The organism is Vreelandella sulfidaeris Esulfide1 (assembly GCF_054072535.1).
In genome coordinates this window covers 1,912,409-1,928,486 of sequence record NZ_CM133364.1, presented here as the reverse complement: position 1 = coordinate 1,928,486, position 16,078 = coordinate 1,912,409, and the positions used below count along the sequence as shown (strand labels likewise).

20 protein-coding genes are annotated in these 16,078 nt (G+C 48.7%); 17 read left to right on the top strand and 3 right to left on the bottom strand.

The window, feature by feature from the left end; all coding sequences use genetic code 11:
- Window positions 1-101: 101 nt before the first annotated feature.
- On the bottom strand, window positions 102-467 hold the full coding sequence (locus tag ACW44H_RS08965) for a RyR domain-containing protein (protein ID WP_457508608.1): 366 nt from the start codon (window positions 465-467) through the stop codon (window positions 102-104).
- A gap of 63 nt (window positions 468-530) precedes the next feature.
- On the opposite strand from ACW44H_RS08965, the gene ACW44H_RS08960 reads away from it, so the two are divergent.
- The 10 genes from ACW44H_RS08960 (at window position 531) to ACW44H_RS08915 (ending at window position 5,713) form a co-directional block, all read left to right on the top strand.
- Window positions 531-929 carry a hypothetical protein gene (locus ACW44H_RS08960; RefSeq protein WP_457508606.1) on the top strand — a complete coding sequence of 133 codons (399 nt, stop codon included), beginning with the start codon at window positions 531-533 and terminating at the stop codon, window positions 927-929.
- 12 nt (window positions 930-941) lie between these two features.
- Window positions 942-1,181, top strand: coding sequence for a hypothetical protein (locus ACW44H_RS08955; protein ID WP_457508604.1), 240 nt, complete (start codon window positions 942-944; stop codon window positions 1,179-1,181).
- A 13-nt stretch (window positions 1,182-1,194) separates the two neighbouring features.
- A complete protein-coding gene (locus ACW44H_RS08950; RefSeq protein ID WP_457508602.1) occupies window positions 1,195-1,434 on the top strand; it encodes a GrxA family glutaredoxin in 240 nt (79 codons plus the stop codon).
- Complete coding sequence (locus tag ACW44H_RS08945; RefSeq protein WP_457508601.1) at window positions 1,431-1,829, top strand: hypothetical protein; 399 nt, start codon at window positions 1,431-1,433, stop codon at window positions 1,827-1,829. Before ACW44H_RS08950 ends, ACW44H_RS08945 begins: the two co-directional genes overlap by 4 nt.
- Entirely contained in the window at window positions 1,826-2,269 is a 444-nt protein-coding gene (locus ACW44H_RS08940; protein ID WP_457508599.1) for a hypothetical protein, read from the top strand. The genes ACW44H_RS08945 and ACW44H_RS08940 overlap by 4 nt, the downstream gene beginning before the upstream one ends.
- Window positions 2,270-2,463: 194 nt before the next feature.
- Window positions 2,464-2,742 carry a hypothetical protein gene (locus ACW44H_RS08935; RefSeq protein WP_457508597.1) on the top strand — a complete coding sequence of 93 codons (279 nt, stop codon included), beginning with the start codon at window positions 2,464-2,466 and terminating at the stop codon, window positions 2,740-2,742.
- Window positions 2,743-2,828: 86 nt separating this feature from the next.
- Window positions 2,829-3,170 carry a hypothetical protein gene (locus ACW44H_RS08930; protein WP_457508595.1) on the top strand — a complete coding sequence of 114 codons (342 nt, stop codon included), beginning with the start codon at window positions 2,829-2,831 and terminating at the stop codon, window positions 3,168-3,170.
- 891 nt (window positions 3,171-4,061) lie between these two features.
- Complete coding sequence (locus ACW44H_RS08925; protein WP_457508593.1) at window positions 4,062-4,331, top strand: hypothetical protein; 270 nt, start codon at window positions 4,062-4,064, stop codon at window positions 4,329-4,331.
- Window positions 4,332-4,509: 178 nt separating this feature from the next.
- Window positions 4,510-5,163: a hypothetical protein gene (locus tag ACW44H_RS08920; RefSeq protein WP_457508592.1), complete on the top strand. Its 654-nt coding sequence runs from the start codon at window positions 4,510-4,512 to the stop codon at window positions 5,161-5,163.
- 136 nt (window positions 5,164-5,299) lie between these two features.
- Window positions 5,300-5,713 (top strand): hypothetical protein, encoded by a 414-nt coding sequence (locus tag ACW44H_RS08915; RefSeq protein WP_457508590.1) that lies wholly within the window; start codon window positions 5,300-5,302, stop codon window positions 5,711-5,713.
- A 1,243-nt stretch (window positions 5,714-6,956) separates the two neighbouring features.
- Here the strand turns inward: ACW44H_RS08915 and ACW44H_RS08910 are convergent.
- A complete protein-coding gene (locus tag ACW44H_RS08910) occupies window positions 6,957-7,229 on the bottom strand; it encodes a hypothetical protein (RefSeq protein ID WP_457508588.1) in 273 nt (90 codons plus the stop codon).
- Window positions 7,230-7,500: 271 nt separating this feature from the next.
- On the opposite strand from ACW44H_RS08910, the gene ACW44H_RS08905 reads away from it, so the two are divergent.
- From ACW44H_RS08905 to ACW44H_RS08880, 6 genes are all read left to right on the top strand, one after another.
- On the top strand, window positions 7,501-7,833 hold the full coding sequence (locus ACW44H_RS08905; RefSeq protein WP_457508586.1) for a hypothetical protein: 333 nt from the start codon (window positions 7,501-7,503) through the stop codon (window positions 7,831-7,833).
- A 36-nt stretch (window positions 7,834-7,869) separates the two neighbouring features.
- Window positions 7,870-8,103, top strand: coding sequence for a hypothetical protein (locus ACW44H_RS08900; RefSeq protein WP_457508584.1), 234 nt, complete (start codon window positions 7,870-7,872; stop codon window positions 8,101-8,103).
- Window positions 8,104-8,457: 354 nt separating this feature from the next.
- Window positions 8,458-8,760 carry a hypothetical protein gene (locus ACW44H_RS08895; protein WP_457508582.1) on the top strand — a complete coding sequence of 101 codons (303 nt, stop codon included), beginning with the start codon at window positions 8,458-8,460 and terminating at the stop codon, window positions 8,758-8,760.
- A 488-nt stretch (window positions 8,761-9,248) separates the two neighbouring features.
- On the top strand, window positions 9,249-10,052 hold the full coding sequence (locus tag ACW44H_RS08890; protein ID WP_457508580.1) for a hypothetical protein: 804 nt from the start codon (window positions 9,249-9,251) through the stop codon (window positions 10,050-10,052).
- Between the two features lie 56 nt (window positions 10,053-10,108).
- Window positions 10,109-10,408, top strand: a complete 300-nt coding sequence (locus ACW44H_RS08885) for a hypothetical protein (protein WP_457508578.1) — start codon at window positions 10,109-10,111, stop codon at window positions 10,406-10,408.
- A gap of 1,503 nt (window positions 10,409-11,911) precedes the next feature.
- Window positions 11,912-14,638, top strand: coding sequence for a DNA methyltransferase (locus tag ACW44H_RS08880; RefSeq protein WP_457508576.1), 2,727 nt, complete (start codon window positions 11,912-11,914; stop codon window positions 14,636-14,638).
- A 154-nt stretch (window positions 14,639-14,792) separates the two neighbouring features.
- On the opposite strand, the gene ACW44H_RS08875 is transcribed toward ACW44H_RS08880, so the two are convergent.
- On the bottom strand, window positions 14,793-15,443 hold the full coding sequence (locus ACW44H_RS08875; protein WP_457508574.1) for a hypothetical protein: 651 nt from the start codon (window positions 15,441-15,443) through the stop codon (window positions 14,793-14,795).
- Between the two features lie 143 nt (window positions 15,444-15,586).
- Between ACW44H_RS08875 and ACW44H_RS08870 the strand changes: the two genes are divergently transcribed.
- On the top strand, window positions 15,587-15,847 hold the full coding sequence (locus ACW44H_RS08870; protein WP_457508572.1) for a hypothetical protein: 261 nt from the start codon (window positions 15,587-15,589) through the stop codon (window positions 15,845-15,847).
- The last annotated feature ends 231 nt before the right edge of the window (window positions 15,848-16,078 follow it).

The following is a 16,078-nucleotide window of genomic DNA, read 5'->3' as shown; positions in this document are numbered from 1 at the left end:
TGTGACACAGAAGCTCTTGGGGTTTCGCGGTTGAGTGGGCGATCGCCAACCTTTGCAGTGACTCGCCCTTTAAGCGCCCTCCCTGGCGCTTTTTGGTAGGACTAAGCGAGCGCTAGAACGACGGCTCGGAAGATGAAGTCTTTGGCTTGTTGCTCACGCGGTAATGCACTGAAAGGCACCATGCACGGATGCTGTTTTAACACCGGGTCTTTAACGGGGCCGTATACCCACCCTTCTGCCAATTTCTGACGCATCCAGCTTTCATGACCAGCTTGAGGGCCGCCATTGGGGTTAGCTAGGTGCATGCAGACACCCATCCGAGCTGAGTCCTTTTGCCAATCGGGCGCCTCTTCCCAGGTAGGCTGACTGTCATCGCCCAGAGCTTGGCAATACGCTCGATTCACTTCATGGGTAACGCGGGCAATAGCGTCTAATTCAAACGCTGGCTTTGGTAGCTGTTTTTCCATTGCGACGCCTCTATGTGTAAGAGATAATCAGTAAGTTGTTACTTACTATACCACGAGACACCCATGACCGACATCGACAACCTTTTCATTCGGCGACCCCGCGCTATTCGGATTACCCCTTTCACGCCCAAATTGGCCGACATTGTGGCGGGCAACGAACAGCAGCCGATCTACTACATCAAGACCCGCGAAGGAAAACGACACATCACCGCTGGCATGTTGATTGCTGAGAAGAGCGAGACCTACCGACACCCCATGGACCCAGATGTTTTCGCCCGCGAATACATCAATCTACTGGGTTACGAAAGTGCCTTCGCCGCTGAGCTGAAAGACCAGATCGCCCAGCAGTTACGTCGGGCACTGGATAGCGATGACCTGCACGCCGAGATCGATCGCATTGCCGGTTTTCTGTCCAGTAACGCAACGCAAGCCTCTCTACACCAAGAACATGAAGAGGCGTGAGGAAATAAAACCATGCCAAGACGTAAGAAACCAAAGCACAACGAGAGCCAGGCGCTGCTGAATAACAGCGTTTATGCAGTCAAGGGCTCGAAGCGGCGCCGTGGAAGCAAGAAGGCTGAAATCCGTGGCAACGCTAAGCAGACCAAGCAGACGCGTGTGGCTATCGAGAACGGGCTCAAGATGGCTCAGATCGAGGCATACGCCAAAGAACACAACGTCACCATCGCTCAGGCGATGATCCACTTCATGTAACCGGAGAGCTGCTATGTTTATCACCATTTACGGCAGAGCGAACTGCCCTTTCTGCGATAAAGCGAAAGCCCTGGCCAACTCACTGCCATCGGTAGAGTGCTGCTACATCGATATAGTCGAGAAAGGGATCACAAAGGCTGATCTTCAGAAAGCAATTGGCAAACCGGTTGAGACGGTGCCCCAGGTGTTTATCGATGGCATTCATATTGGCGGCTTTTCTGAGTTTGAAGCTCATTTGAGCGCACAGCCATGAGTCAGAAGAGTGATATTGCCAAGCAATACGAGCAGGAAATGAAGAAATACCCCTGGATCGACACTGATACCACCGAAGCGCTGTTCAATCACGTCAATGAGCTTGAGGCTCAGAACGGCCGGCTACGCCATCAACTGCAATCCGCCGTCTATCGCATAGACGATATGCTGATGGGCGACGATGGTCAGGCGTGGAAGGAGGCGGAGAAGGCTCGCCCCGCCATGCAGCAGGTCTTGGATGAGACCACAGCCGCCAGTCTGGCCAATGTTAAAGCTCAGGCAATCCGCCAAGCGGTGATCGCTACCCGCGAATCCATGACCCCGGAGGGAGTTAAGTGGTTTTGTCGCGTAGAAGACCTTGAGCGTTACGCCCATGTTTTGGAGACAAGCCCATGAGTGCCGACATTGACCAACTCGCTCTCGTGGCAGCTCGTGAAGTCATCAATCTACCCGCCGCCCGCAGCTTCAAAGGTGGTTGGCCACAGAAGCAGGCTCGAATCAGTTGTATCGTCGCTGAGGCGATCCAGAAGGCAGTCGAGGACACCGATCGGCGCAACGAAGTCACCCGGCAGGAACTCAAGGCGGTCGAGGAACAGCTCGCCGAGACCCGAGCCGATGAACGCCAGATAATGCGCTACCTCGAAGACATCCGCATGGTGCTCAGTCCCGATCGCGACTTCCCTACCATGATCAGCGAGGCGCGCAAGACGGTGAAGACCGCGGAACTCGCCGTCCGCTTTGCCAAAGCCAAAGGACGGTTTCATTCACAGCAGACTATGTGCGACCTCATGGAGCATCTAGGCTTACCCTGCGTTCGTCCCACGTCAGGAAAGTAGACAGCCAGCGTCGGGGCAGTTGTCCGCCCTGCTACGCTCGTTTATCATACGCAACATCAAGCGATCTTTCGTTTGATATTCCGATATTAGGCGGCTCTTTACGAGTCGCTATTTTTTTGCCTGCATGACTGGTAAGTAAGTGCTTACTTAGTATAAGATAGAGGTAAGAATTCACCATCGGAGTTACCCGCACCATGTCCCAAGACCGCGTCTATCGCGTTACATTGTCAGGCGCCGTTCAGGCCCGTAACCCCATCGAAGCCTCACACCTGTTCTGTCAGCAAGTTGGCAAGCAAGGCTTTGACCAGTTCCAAGTCACTGATGATCAGGGTCGCACCAATATCGTCGATTTAGGTCTGCTGTTTGAAACCGGTATTTTGCGCATGGAAGCTCCTGGTGTGCAGGGTGAAGACGCCATTGTCGGGCCAGATGTCGTTGATGTTCCAGAGGCCGATACCGGTTCTCCAGCATGATTCCTTTGTAGTTCCATGTTCGATCTCTACGCCCCTCTTTCGAGGGGCATTTTTGTTTATAGAGTGCCTGTTAAGCGTGTCGCATCATGACGTTACGCACACAACAGCAAGAGACGCAGACAATGAACCTAGCACCCCACCGAGCCGAGGACGTCATGATTGGAGAGCCTGTTCAAACGCAGAAATGGCTGAAGCTGTTCTTCGAGGAAAAGGCGTTGCAGTCACGCCTCTATGAAGTCCAGGCCGCCGACGGTGTTCACTTGATCGGAACCGAGACGGTGATTGAGCTGATCCATCAAGCGCCTCCCAATGAGCAGCTTACCGTGATGAACGTTCTTACTCAGATCGACTTCCACAACGGGAACGTTCACCACTTTCTGAATCACTTGGCTGCCTGTTACGTCAGGACAATGGCCGCTTTTGATTGACTAAGAGCCCAGCACGAAGAGAGGCGTCTATGACGTCTCTTTTTTTGGCAAAAAAATAGCCCCACGGGGAGAGGGGCTTTTGTTACTTAGGAACAGCATGGCAAGAACAGGGGGTCATGGCAAACCCTCAAGATGATTTACGATACCACCCCTGCTAGTGTAAGTCAATGCTTACTTACCATTATTGGCCAAAATAAGCCCAGAGGTAGTGATCAGTCGCCGAGTCCGTGGCAGCCGATGCTATGCTCCAGGCAAAATACACACTGAAATAGAGGCTCTTACCTTCCGAAAGTGTTGATCTCCCTACTCGGTCTTCCCCTCTAATGCCCCAAGTATAAGAGTCCTTCCCAAAAAATAGCAACGATCACATCTTGTCTGCCTATATTGTCTTGATAGACAATAAGTCACCGCTTACTATCGCCCGAATCATAGAAAGCGGCATCGGCCAAGCGCTGGCCAGTCTTTCAGGACAGTTTCGGAGCGGCCCCTACCGCCGCGCACCACAGGGGAAGGATTCGGAAAATCGTATGACCGCTGCAAGCATCAGGTTGGAAACGATCGGGTGCGACCCTTCCGAGGGTGACGATGGGGCGGTGACACCTTGGCAACTGGAGTCTGTCATGGGGTCGATAAACGGGGTAATGCTGACGCTGATGCGTAGGGTGGTCTGGCCAGCCACAGGTAAGGATAAGCTCTTACTGAAATCGGTCCCGATAAACGGTCATGCGATATTACCGACTCCCTCCGTTCTTACTTACTAGAACAGTGTCATATGAAGACGACCATGATGGATAGGTCAGCAACCCCATCTTGACCTTCGTGTATCTAAATCACGGTGAATGGTCATCAAGCAGAGAAAAACCGCATTTTCGCCAACAACAGGAGATACCGATGTCGACAGGCATTCCTCATGAAGTAGTAAACCGGCTCCGCCGCCAGCTTCTCATCACCCGCCGTCACCAAGATCGTATGAACAGTGCTGATGAGGCGACCGATGCTGATGAGGCAAAACGTGCGCTGCGCGCCCAGCAGTTAATCCTTAACCAGATCAAGGGCGAGCTGAAAGAGCGCTACATGACCGACGAGGCGATCGCTGAGCTTTTCGAGCGAGAAAACAGCCGCACCAGTTCCGAACTTCAGTGGCTCACCGCCGAACGCTAAGCCGGTAAATTCTAATCTGATCTAAAAGGCGGTTCGTATTGTTTATCGCCTCTGCATGACTTACGCAAAGCGCCTAAAGGTATGTAATTCTGACAAGTAGCCGCCCCTGGCGGCTTTTTCTTGATCTTTTTATTGGGTAACTGAATAGTGTAGAAAATATAAATTGAGTGAGGTGGTTATGCCCAATGTCAGCATTAGCGCAACAATCGTTGAGGACGACACAGGTCGCGCAACTGAGGTTTCCGATGTCGATCTTAGGGAGTTTTCAAAGCAGATCGGTTTGGAGCAAGTGGCCCCTGGCCGTTACAGTATCTTGCTGGCTGTAAACCTATTAGGAGGCGCCCTTTCTGGTGTCCAAAACCCCGCTCAGGTAGTCCATGAAATTGCGCTGTTAGAAAACAACGAACTAGGTAAGTTCAAGGCTCCAATTAAGAACCGCCACCCACCGCTAAGAGGTCTCTGGCACAAGCACTATCAGCAAAGTGGATTGGCTTCTTTGGCAATGAACGTAAACAAAGGGCTCAATCAGTGCGGCATCCCTCTTTTTGAACAGAAAATGCAGGAAGCAAATGAAGCCGGTGAATTGCGATACCTGACACCTGAAGACATTCCTGCGCTTGTTGAGGATGCTATCAACGGAAACCGACAACGACTTGCCAAAAGACAGGCGCTAACTGGCGAGTGGATCATTTTTGCCAAGCATGAGGGTAAGAACTACTACCTGACAGTCGCAACCCATGACAGCGCCGCTCATGGTAACGTCAGAAGGGAGATTGACGAGGTCTGCTGCAAAGAATTCCCTTTCTTAGTGCAAATTCTCAATGAGGACTGAACACAACCAGTCAGAGGCGTATTTCGGCACCGTTTATTTGGGTGGCTACGGAGCCCCATCTCTGCGCATGCGGTCAACGTCAAAAACGAGTAGGCTTAATGCCAACTTAGGAATCTGACCTCAAGGGAAATTCTGCATGCTCAAGAAAACCGCCTGCCTGCTGTCACTCTGCCTGCTACCTGCCTTTGCACATGCCGAATTAACTAAGAACGACCTGATGGCACGAATGGCTTCTTCTCTATACACAACAGGCGTTAGGATCGAAAACCTGAAGCAAGAGTGCCGAGAGGTGTTTGAAATTATGCCCGTCGCCACTGACAACTTCGAAGTAAAGGCTCAGGACTTAATTCGAAATAACACCAACACTTTGGTTTACAGCATGTTCGAGCGTCACCGGGAGCTGCTAAGAGAACGCGCTAACCTAAATAGCTGGCTGAATTCTGATTATTTGCCCTATTTTCAAGGCACAACCGATAGGTGCGTTGGCATTATTTACACCCTCACCTACTCCTTTCATGTGACGCAAAATATTCTAAAGGAAGAAATGTAATGTGACGTTTCGGCATGCAAGTATAAGCACTCAGGTGATCAAACTATAAGGAGCGTCACATACCCCACCAAGCAGCGTCACCTGGGGCTTTTCCCACCGTCACACCCCGATCAAACGCTGATTTCCGACAGTCACGGAAACGTCACGCAATCTGTGCTTTTGGGAAACGCTCTATATGCGCTTCTGAGACGCTTCCCGATCAAATCCTCGTCATCGTATAACTCGACAACGAAAACAGCGCAGAGAGAAAATCTGACGCGATCCCGATGATATTGACGCGCTGACTCCAACCCCGGATTCCGAGAACAGCACGATAAAGGGTGAAACTTTTCCAGAGAGAAGCAAAGCTGGATAGCAGCTCGGACCACACCCAGAGAGACGGTCTCCCCCACTCCAGGCAGCCGCCGACTCCGCATTTCCGATAGCAGCTCATTCAAGGCGTTTCTGTGCAGTAATGTTATTTATGTTTATTCTCGGATGAGTATTTATATAGAGGGAATGAGGCATTCAATACAACAACTTCGCCTCAGCTTCCACTGATCCTCGGATGAAGGGTTTAACCCCTCGCAGGCCCGGTAACAGACCAGACAAGGCTTCCCGCAGATAACGGTCTCCCCGCTCCCAGGCTACCTGATCTGGCCACGACCTCTGCCATCCAGGCTTCCCCAGAAATCCGGTAACGCCACGAAACAAAGAAAGACTTTTCACAAGGCTCAGCCGCAAACCTGCCAAATCCCGAAACACCATGAAAAAGAGGAAAACTTTTCCAAGCCACTCGAACTCGGTAAGGAGAAACCAGAGAGAAGAAATCCCCGGATCAGGAGAGAAACAACCCGGATCGGTAAGAGAGAACGAAATCCCTAAGAGACAAACCAGAGAGACCATTACCTGACCTGAGAGAGATCAGCCTGTAGAGGATAAGGAATCACCGGAGTAGTAATCACAGAGAGAAATAAACCAGTAGAGAGACCATTAGCCTGTAGATCAGTCGGAGAGGTAGAGAAACCGGAGAGAGCAGTAGGTAGAAGGGAGAGGGAAAGTGGGGCCGAGTGCCGCCATTGCCATCGCCTCCCCTAACCGTCTGACCTTGGGTCTTCTGCCCACTGCCACTGAGCCTCGGTGTGATACGGCCCTAGATCGATTTATCAAGACGCCGCGGTATCGAGGTCTCGGCAATTGAGAAAGGCTCTGCCTAGATTTATACAGCAGCCACGGGATTACTAGCCACGGCTGAGACCACGGGTTAGAAATCAAACCGCGGCTCCGCTATGTCAGCGCCTAACAGTTGCAGCCACGCATCGATCGCCTCGGTCAGCTCTTGTTCTCTGCCCCGGAATTCCGCCTCGGTCATGACGTCTTCGAACGTGGCTGGGTATTCCCCGCGGCTCCATATTGCCGTGGCTTCGGCCAGAGTGACCGACCGCGATTGCTTACCGTGTTTTGTCTTGCGAGTAATCAATAGCCGTGGCGGTTGCTCGGCCTTTCGGCTGAGCTTTGTGCTGAGTTCGTCCGGCACTTTTTACCTCTCTCTACTGAGCAGAAAATTTTCTTCTCTCTTACAACCATGGTTTGAGACTACCACGGCTCTCGGCTTGTCGTGACCTTAAACGCTGGTTGTATCAACTACCACTTACTGATAAAAGCCATTCTTTTTGGCATTACAAACTTGAACACCACGAGGCTTTTTGCCACTGTAGTTTTTATCAGTGTGTGCCTGAGTGCGTTCCAGCACTATGTCGTCATTGTTATCCACTAATGCACACACATGAGGGAGTTGCCTTGTGAACATGATCAATCGATTTATGACCGACTTCGACCCGGCTCAACTCGATATGGAAACGGTCGAGCAGATGGCCTGGATGATGGGTGTTGACCTGGACAAGATACGCGCGGACATCGAGCGTCGCCAGGAGCTACACCGGATCGCCTGGACGCAGAGAGAAGACAAAAACTGGGAAAAGAGCAAGGCGTTCCACCGTTACGAAGAGGTGTTCTCTCATGCAGGCAAGCAAGTGTTTTATAACGACTGGCACGATGTTTACGCTGTATTCGGCTTAAAAAAAGGCACGAAAGACGTCAAAACACTCGATGAGGCGGTCATGTTGGTTTATAACGATTAAGCGCTATAAAACTAATGAAAAAGTAGGGACAGCCAGGTGAACGATAAAATTGAAAAGATACTGACCTCAACCGGCTGGACACGGCTTTGGGTGGCAATAAGCATCGTGTGGGCTGGATTTTGGGCGTTTATTGCCATTGGTGGAGTTTTGCAGGGATACGGCAACTTATTCGAGCTTGTGCAGGTGGTTTTGCTGGCTGTGCTTGTTCCCGTCGCCGTTCTGTTCGCCGGACGTGTTGTTCGCTGGATCATCCGAGGCTTTATTAGCTAACCGAGTAACGGCCATTCTGTCTAACGTGGTCCCAGCTCATGAGCGCTCTCCCAGAGCGCTTTTTTTGTTTCTCTTTCGTGCCATGGCGAATCAAGAAAGGCTCTATTTAGGTTTATATCGCGAAGCCGTTTTATACAGCGCTCTGTGAGTCCACCACGGCGTTTTCTCAGCCGAGGCAATACATCGCCATGGGTCTTTCTTACCGAGGCTCATAGCGCGTTATAGGCAGCCGCGGTCTAACGGTCTCCAGGCTGCCAGGCTTTCTGGTAAGAGCAGTCTTTCTAGTCCAGGCTGCCCGCATGCCTTTGTCAGTCACGACATACTGACAAAACGCACACAGTGAGAGAGCCACCCATGACCGCCTTCGTTGTTGTTCCGCCCGAATATCACACCAGCTTCCGGCCCGTGTCGTTTCCGGTCGTCCGGGTTAATACACCCGACGGGGAAGCCTATTCGGTGTGCTGCTATCACAATCATAGGTTATACAAAGTGATCATTATCGGCGACTCCATGATTGACGCTGCGTTTGTGGCTGATCTTATCCGTAACCGTGAGTCGATGAATACGCCGGAAGCGTTCGCCATGTGGATCGATAGGCAGTTCCCGCGGCCAATTAACCGCCCTGACCCGTCAGCGATCCAGCGGCTTACGCATTGATCACCGGAACGTTCTTCGGTGCGCATTGACGTTGGTTAACGGACTGCCACGGAAAAACTGAGAAAGGCTCTACCTACATTTAGCGCTTAATAGCCGTGGCAAATTGAGAAAGGCTCTATCTACATTTCGGTATACCGAGCCATGGCACGCGTGAACGCGGGTGCGCCGCGCCCACGGTTGCGGGTAAACCTCAGCCGCATGTGTGGTTGAGGCTTAACCACGGTTGCGGGCTTACCTCACCCTCATTTGCGGTTGAGCCTTAACCTTGTTTGCGGGCTTACCTCATTTGCGGTTGCGGGACTCCCTCATCAAAATGCCTCACGCTGCCTTGCGGTCGTCAACACAAATCCCGCTATCAATTTCCGCTCTCCCATATAAATTTCCTAAACATGAAAATAGCGCTTGTCGGCCCTTCTGCGGTCTGCTATTCGCGCACGCTCACGCGCTCTTATGTAAGTAACAGCTTACTGATAGTGAGGGTTTATCGCGTGACGCGTCACGTATTGAAAATTACAATTATGCAGCGTGACGCGTCACGTTTAATATTCACTACATGGAAAGCAAGACAGCGCACGGAAGCGCAAACGCTCTTTAACAATCAAGTCAATAAGCGCAATAAGCGCATAAAAACCAAATACACTATCGGAGTATTAAAAATGAAAGATTTAGTAAACATCGCCAAATCAGTTGTTGCCATTATCAATCCTAAAAAAGAAGCGCTGCAAACTAACGCTAAACAATTAAGCGAAAAGCTAGCAAGCGTTAAAATCGAATCGAAAAATGAAACTATTAAAGCAACAAAAGATAATATCTTGTTAGCTGCAAATAGTCGTTTAGCAAACTTTGAGCATAAACGCGAAAAGCAAGAAATTGACTATAAAGATTTAAGCGTAGAAGTAACCCACGCTAAATATAACGCTAGTCTTTTGGAGTTAGACACCAAAGCGATGCAATACGTTATTAAGCGCGAGATTAATTTTTCGGATGCGGTAAATCAGTCACGCGAATATAAAAAACGTATTAAAATGACATTGACCGCAATCGCCCATAAAGATGCTAGCAAGTTAGATAAAGCGCTCGCTTCACTACAAACCGCTTTAAAGACTTACGACAAGGATGAAATAACCGTCGATCAAGTAGCGCGCATTATGCAACATAGCACGACTACCCAAGCGAACTACTTCAAAAAGTTTGGGGCTGAATTGGGCATGGTAAGCGCATCACGTTCTAACCAAGTGCCCATGACGCTAAACAAGGAAAGCGCCATTTATAAAGACTTCATTGCTTTATAATAAGCCTTAAACAAATAAGCGAGCTTAACAGCTCGCTTTTTTTTGGAGTGTTTAAAGTGACCCGCTGCCAAATTAAATCAGGAATATGGTGTTTATTTAACAACGTATCTTTTGTAGAAATAGATGGCGACAACGTTATCAAGTTTGGCTATTTAATGTTTGATAATGATATAAGCCACAAGTCAAAAGAATATATCTGCAATAGCTTTAAATGCCAGTCACGTTTAGATGCTTTAAAGTTTGCCCTTATTTATAATTATAAATGCGCAAATTTAAGCGCTAACTTTGCCGACGTGGAAAGCTATATTTATGACACTGCGCGCACGCTGGAGAACGTGCAAAGCATAACAGCATAACAAGCACTCAAAACAGCGCTACACGCTGCGCAAGCGTTCAAGCTAGCACAATGTAGCGCTGTTACTCTTCCGCGTCCTACGCGAGCAAATAGAGCGATATAAGACGCGACGCTAAAACGCTGCGCAGTGCTTGCGAGTGATTAAGACAGCGGATGCGAATCGACCGCAGATAAGGGAACCCCTAGAAATAATTGCCGGACGCCTGGGCATAGCCGCCACTGTGCCGACCCTCCCATCGTTCCCCCTTATACAGGTGGCCCAGACGTCCAGAGCAGCCCCCTTATACAGGTGATCCCGAAGCCATGAAGGGTTGTGTTACGTCACCCCTAAAGCGTAAGCGATAAGCTGCACCAAGCTTCGATTCCCATACCTACGGTGATCCTTGGTAAGCCTATAGCGTGCGGAGACCCAGCAAAAGGGTAACGCTCTGATTTATATAGGAATGGAAGAAAAGAATAAAAAAAACAGCCTCATATACAGGGAGGGCAAGGTTATACTTCATGAGCAAGACGAGCATTATGCTCATTCAATCGGCAAAAGGAGATAAACATTCAGCAGCCTAAAACTAAAAACGTGAACCTCGATGATACCTAGACTTTGCTCGCGAACGTAGATCATGTTGAGAACGGATTTAATATCGTGATTGAGATTGGTAAGACGATTTGGCTCAATATTTTATCGTGACTGTTTTTGGTAGGTTGGGATACTGCTGGGTAATAGCTGTCAATATCCTGTGGATGAAAAATACCACATATGCTTGAATTGATTTTCTTATGGTCCATATATAGTATGCGTTATGTCTGAGGGAAGTTACTCTGAGCGTATCGGGCGCATTAAAAAAGCGCTGCTCTGAAAGAACAGCGCTCTTAGATAGCTTCAGGCAGTGAGATGCCGTCAGACTGGGTTGGTATCAGGCAGTGAGATGCCTTCAACCCTTCACTTCTTCAACTAATAAGGAATTAGCTCATGGCTAAATTACCCCCTTTGATTTATTTCTTCAATAGTAATAGCGAAGAAATCAACATTTTTTGCCGCATGTTTGGTTCAAAGTCATCACTCCATATTGGGGAGGCTGCGCTATGAACAGAGCCGAAATAGTCTTCCAATACATAGACTTGGTGTTTAGACTTGCAGAGTTTGCCCTCCTCATTTGGAGACAATGGCCACTGTCCATGTAACACCGAAGCCCGCTCTGGCGGGCTTTTTCATACCTCCGAACTCGTATGACGCCGAATTATTACCTTCTCAAATAGCACATTTGAAGACCGAACAGCTATCGACACCTCTTGCCTCCCCTCTCCCATATACTGGCAATGAAAATCGTATATATGAAAGATACATCGGCCCTTACTCACCCTGTCTACCGTGAGCGACGCAAAAGTAGCTCTTTTGCATCATTGCAAGCCGCCTCACCTGATCCTTTCAGCCATACTTCTTGACTAGGGCTACAAAGAAGAAATCGGTTAAGATTAATAGTATATAAATTAAACGTAGGGGAAGGTTGTGCCGCTAAGTTGGAACGAAATCCGCAACAGAGCCATTGAGTTTTCTTCGGAATGGGCTGACGAGACCTCGGAGAGCGCTGAAGCGAAGACGTTTTGGGATCAATTTTTTAAAGTTTTTGGTGTCAGTCGTAAGCGAATAGCCACCTTCGAGAAGCGAGTTGAAAAGCTCGATGGAGCAAACGGCTATATCGATCTATTTTGGCCAGGAATACTGGTCGCAGAGCACAAATCACGAGGCAAAGACCTTGATCGCGCCTACACTCAGGCGATTGACTACTTTCATGGCCTGAAAGATGAGGAGCTGCCTCGCTACGTGATCGTCTCGGATTTTGAGAAATTCAGGGTCCATGATTTAGAAGAAAGCACTGAAACGGAATTTTCTCTCTCTGAGCTACCCGATAGGATCAACGACTTTGGTTTCATAGCAGGATACGAAAAGCGCAAATTCCGCGAACAAGACCCCGTAAACATCAAGGCTGCTGACAAACTTGCAAAGCTGCACGACGGTCTTTTAGAGATAGGGTATGGCGGTCACGACTTGGAAGTATATCTAGTTCGTATCCTCTTCTGCTTGTTCGCTGAAGATACAGGCATCTTCAGTCCTCGTGGAGCTTTCTATGACTTCATCGATCAACGCACAAGCGAGGATGGCTCTGACCTAGCGGCTAGACTCAATGAGCTTTTTGATGTCTTAAATACGCCGGAAGAACAGCGTCTCAAGACCCGAGACGACCAGGTCAACTCGTTCCCGTATATTAACGGGGGCTTATTTAAAGAACGGCTGCGCACAGCCGCTTTTGACACTAATCTTCGACGTCTATTAATTGAATGCTGTGAGATAGATTGGGGGCGAGTCAGCCCAGCGATCTTCGGTAGTCTTTTTCAAGGCATTATGGATAAGGATGCAAGACGCAACCTTGGAGCGCACTACACCTCTGAGCAGAACATCATGAAGGTTATTAGCCCACTGTTCCTTGATGACCTTAAAGAAGAGCTGGAGAAGTGCGGAAAGAATAAGACCAAATTGAATGCGTTACATGAAAAGCTAGCTAGCCTGAATTTTTTCGATCCAGCTTGTGGCTGCGGCAACTTCCTAGTTATCACCTACAGAGAAATTCGGCTACTTGAGCTGGAAGTGATTCGTCGACTCTACGGAAAGGAGATCAAGACGCTTCACCTTCTCGACGTCATCGACAACTATGTCAAAGTCAATGTCGATCAATTCCATGGCATTGAGATAGAAGAGTGGCCCTCGCAGATCGCACGGGTGGCGATGTGGCTGATTGACCACCAAATGAACGAAATGGTTAGTGTCGAGTTTGGCAACGTTTTTGTGAGAATACCGCTGATAAAGTCTGCGAACATCGTTCATGACAACGCATTGAAGATCGACTGGGCGGAAATAATTCACCCGAACAACTGCCACTATGTTTTCGGCAACCCCCCGTTCCTGGGGCATCACTATCAGTCTGCGGAACAGAAGCAGGACCATGCTCGTAACATGGAAGAGGCATGCATCAAGGGCGCAGGAGTGATTGACTTTGTTGCCAACTGGCATGTTCGGGCAACCGCCTACATGAAGCAAAATCCAACTATAAAGACGGCCCTGGTATCGACAAACTCCATCACACAGGGCGAGCAGGCTGGCATTCTTTGGTCTCGGCTTATCGAAGAAGGTGTCAAGATCAACTTCGCCCACCGCACGTTCCAGTGGTCTAGTGAGGCCAAGGGCATTGCGGCAGTGCATTGCGTTATCGTAGGGTTTGCACTTTCAAGTTCAAGCTCAGCTAAGAAAGTTATATTTGAATACGAAACGCCCAAGAGCGACCCATTCCCGGTTCCTGCAAGCAATATCAATCCTTACTTAGCCAATGGGCCTGATATTGTTGTTCGAAATCTCAGCAAGCCCATAAGTGATGTCCCTGCAATGAAATGGGGAAATAAGCCAACCGACGGAGGCAACTTCATTTTTTCTCCCCTTGAAAAAGAAGAACTGCTTCAAAAGGAACCTCAGTCAGAGAAATTTGTAAAACGATATACCGGCGGGGGCGACTTTATAAATGGAAAGGAGAGGTATTGCCTTTGGCTGAAAGACGCTAGCCCTAGCGATCTCCGGTCAATGCCAACAGTCAAAAAGCGCGTCGAAAAAGTTAGAGACTTCCGCCTTCAAAGCAAAGCCAAGTCTACTCGCGACTTTGCCGATTACCCAATGCTTTTCCGTCAGACCGCGCAGCCGGATTCTAGCTATCTTGCAATCCCAGAGGTTTCCTCTGAAAGAAGACCATATATACCCGTGGCATTCTTTGATAAAGATGTAATTTGCAGCAATACAGTCCAATTTGTCCCTAACGCCACGACTTTTCATTTTGGCGTCTTATGCTCACACATGCACATGGCTTGGGTTCGCACAGTGTGCGGAAGACTGAAAAGTGATTATCGGTATTCAAGCTCTATCGTTTACAACAACTTCGTCTGGCCAGAGCCTACAGAGGCTCAACGTTCCAAGGTAGAACAAACGGCACAGCAAATACTCGACGCTAGACTGAATCATCCAGAAGCCACGCTGGCTGATCTTTATGATCCGTTAGCAATGCCCTCTGATCTCCGCAAAGCACACCAAGCCAATGACAAAGCTGTTGATGCGGCTTACGGCAAGCGGAAGTTCAAAACGGAAGCTGAGCGAGTCGGCTATTTATTTGAGCTTTACAAGGATAAAATTTCCTAACAAAAAACGGGGCGTTTGCCCCGTTTCCTTACCAATACTCAGATTTTTATAATTACAATCAACTTTGGATCATTAATACCTTATAAAACTATGTTGCATATTAAGCAACTGCCAAAGCGTGCAGTTATATACCAAGTCTGACAAGTCGTTGTTTTTAAATTATACCTACCGTCCCTCCTTTGTGGCCGCTAATTCCCTCACTCAAATACCCCTGCTTCAATAATTGTTTCTGAAGCTCATTGAACGTTGAGTGAATCCCTCTCCTGCGCTTGTCATCTTTTGTTAACATCTCATAGTCCTCAAGCAGGTCTTTAAGAATCATGATTTTATTACTCACCTCTCTCATTTTGTATCGTTGATGCCTTTTATTCCCAGGAATAACCAACTTTTTATTATTTGCAATCTCATTGATATTCATAGTCTTAGTTATGAACGCATCATAAGCGCTACCCATTTTACGGCGAAATGAAACCGCCTCGTAGCCTTCTAGTTCGGTCTCCTTAAGCGCCTGTAGGATTTCGACCTCTATCCTTTCGATATGAGCAATCAGCCAAACGATTGAGTTGGCATTTTTGGCTTCGTGTATCTGTTGGTTCTGCGTTTTTAACGTCCAGGCCAAAACGCAAAGCGATAAAAAGGCCAACAAAGGTGTCAGCATGTTAGTCATGAAATCTGCCATATTCAGCCAGTCCTTCTCCCCCATCTCATCTACGCTCAGGCCCGTCACATGTTTCATCCAGAACCTAGCCGTAAATGCGATAGCCAAAATAGCGACAACGACCAGCCAACCCAGAGCCTTATTCATACTCTCTTCCCTTTGATTAATTGATTCAGCGCTTTAACCCAATAATGTGGATGGTCGCACAAAAATTAAGACCGGTCTCTGTTGCCCGTCTCCCTTATAACGGGTAACATAATAAGTAATTGCTTACTTATGATGGATTCACGATGCCTATATTCACCACAAAACGCCAATCTTGTGAACTTCTGGCCGACAAAGCCTTCCGTGATGCCGACGCCACCCTACAGCAACTCAACAATGCCCGTGACCAAGCCGACGATACCGTCGACTTACTCACTGCTGAAATTGAGAAGTTAATGGCACGCAAGCAGATCGTAGTTGCCCGTCGCGATAAACTAAGCGATACCGCTGATAAGATTGCCGCAGCGCTTTACCATATCGAAGAGAGCCACGACTATGTCCTCTAAAACTCTGACAGTGCTTCGCGCTTTAAACTTGATCGCAATGGTGGTGGTCATATTTTTTTTGCTTGTAGTCATGTTAGCCGCCCCGCCTTTTGTGTTGAGCAACGTGTTCGGTATTCCGGTGGTGAATTGGACATATTGGTTCGTCGGTTTGATTGTTATGGCGATCGTAACGTTTGGCTTGCGCTGGCTCTTTAAAACGCTGGCGATAATTAACTTAACGCTGCGTTTAAT

What these genes read in the sequence shown, in the direction of transcription:
- ACW44H_RS08945 (WP_457508601.1), top strand. Translation starts at nt 1,431, where the DNA reads ATGAGTCAGAAGAGTGATATTGCCAAGCAATACGAGCAGGAAATGAAG.
- ACW44H_RS08875 (WP_457508574.1), bottom strand. Translation starts at nt 15,443, where the DNA reads ATGAATAAGGCTCTGGGTTGGCTGGTCGTTGTCGCTATTTTGGCTATC.
- ACW44H_RS08955 (WP_457508604.1), top strand. Translation starts at nt 942, where the DNA reads ATGCCAAGACGTAAGAAACCAAAGCACAACGAGAGCCAGGCGCTGCTG.
- ACW44H_RS08935 (WP_457508597.1), top strand. Translation starts at nt 2,464, where the DNA reads ATGTCCCAAGACCGCGTCTATCGCGTTACATTGTCAGGCGCCGTTCAG.
- ACW44H_RS08905 (WP_457508586.1), top strand. Translation starts at nt 7,501, where the DNA reads ATGATCAATCGATTTATGACCGACTTCGACCCGGCTCAACTCGATATG.
- ACW44H_RS08930 (WP_457508595.1), top strand. Translation starts at nt 2,829, where the DNA reads ATGACGTTACGCACACAACAGCAAGAGACGCAGACAATGAACCTAGCA.
- ACW44H_RS08870 (WP_457508572.1), top strand. Translation starts at nt 15,587, where the DNA reads ATGCCTATATTCACCACAAAACGCCAATCTTGTGAACTTCTGGCCGAC.
- ACW44H_RS08960 (WP_457508606.1), top strand. Translation starts at nt 531, where the DNA reads ATGACCGACATCGACAACCTTTTCATTCGGCGACCCCGCGCTATTCGG.
- ACW44H_RS08925 (WP_457508593.1), top strand. Translation starts at nt 4,062, where the DNA reads ATGTCGACAGGCATTCCTCATGAAGTAGTAAACCGGCTCCGCCGCCAG.
- ACW44H_RS08950 (WP_457508602.1), top strand. Translation starts at nt 1,195, where the DNA reads ATGTTTATCACCATTTACGGCAGAGCGAACTGCCCTTTCTGCGATAAA.
- ACW44H_RS08940 (WP_457508599.1), top strand. Translation starts at nt 1,826, where the DNA reads ATGAGTGCCGACATTGACCAACTCGCTCTCGTGGCAGCTCGTGAAGTC.
- ACW44H_RS08965 (WP_457508608.1), bottom strand. Translation starts at nt 467, where the DNA reads ATGGAAAAACAGCTACCAAAGCCAGCGTTTGAATTAGACGCTATTGCC.
- ACW44H_RS08915 (WP_457508590.1), top strand. Translation starts at nt 5,300, where the DNA reads ATGCTCAAGAAAACCGCCTGCCTGCTGTCACTCTGCCTGCTACCTGCC.
- ACW44H_RS08920 (WP_457508592.1), top strand. Translation starts at nt 4,510, where the DNA reads ATGCCCAATGTCAGCATTAGCGCAACAATCGTTGAGGACGACACAGGT.
- ACW44H_RS08895 (WP_457508582.1), top strand. Translation starts at nt 8,458, where the DNA reads ATGACCGCCTTCGTTGTTGTTCCGCCCGAATATCACACCAGCTTCCGG.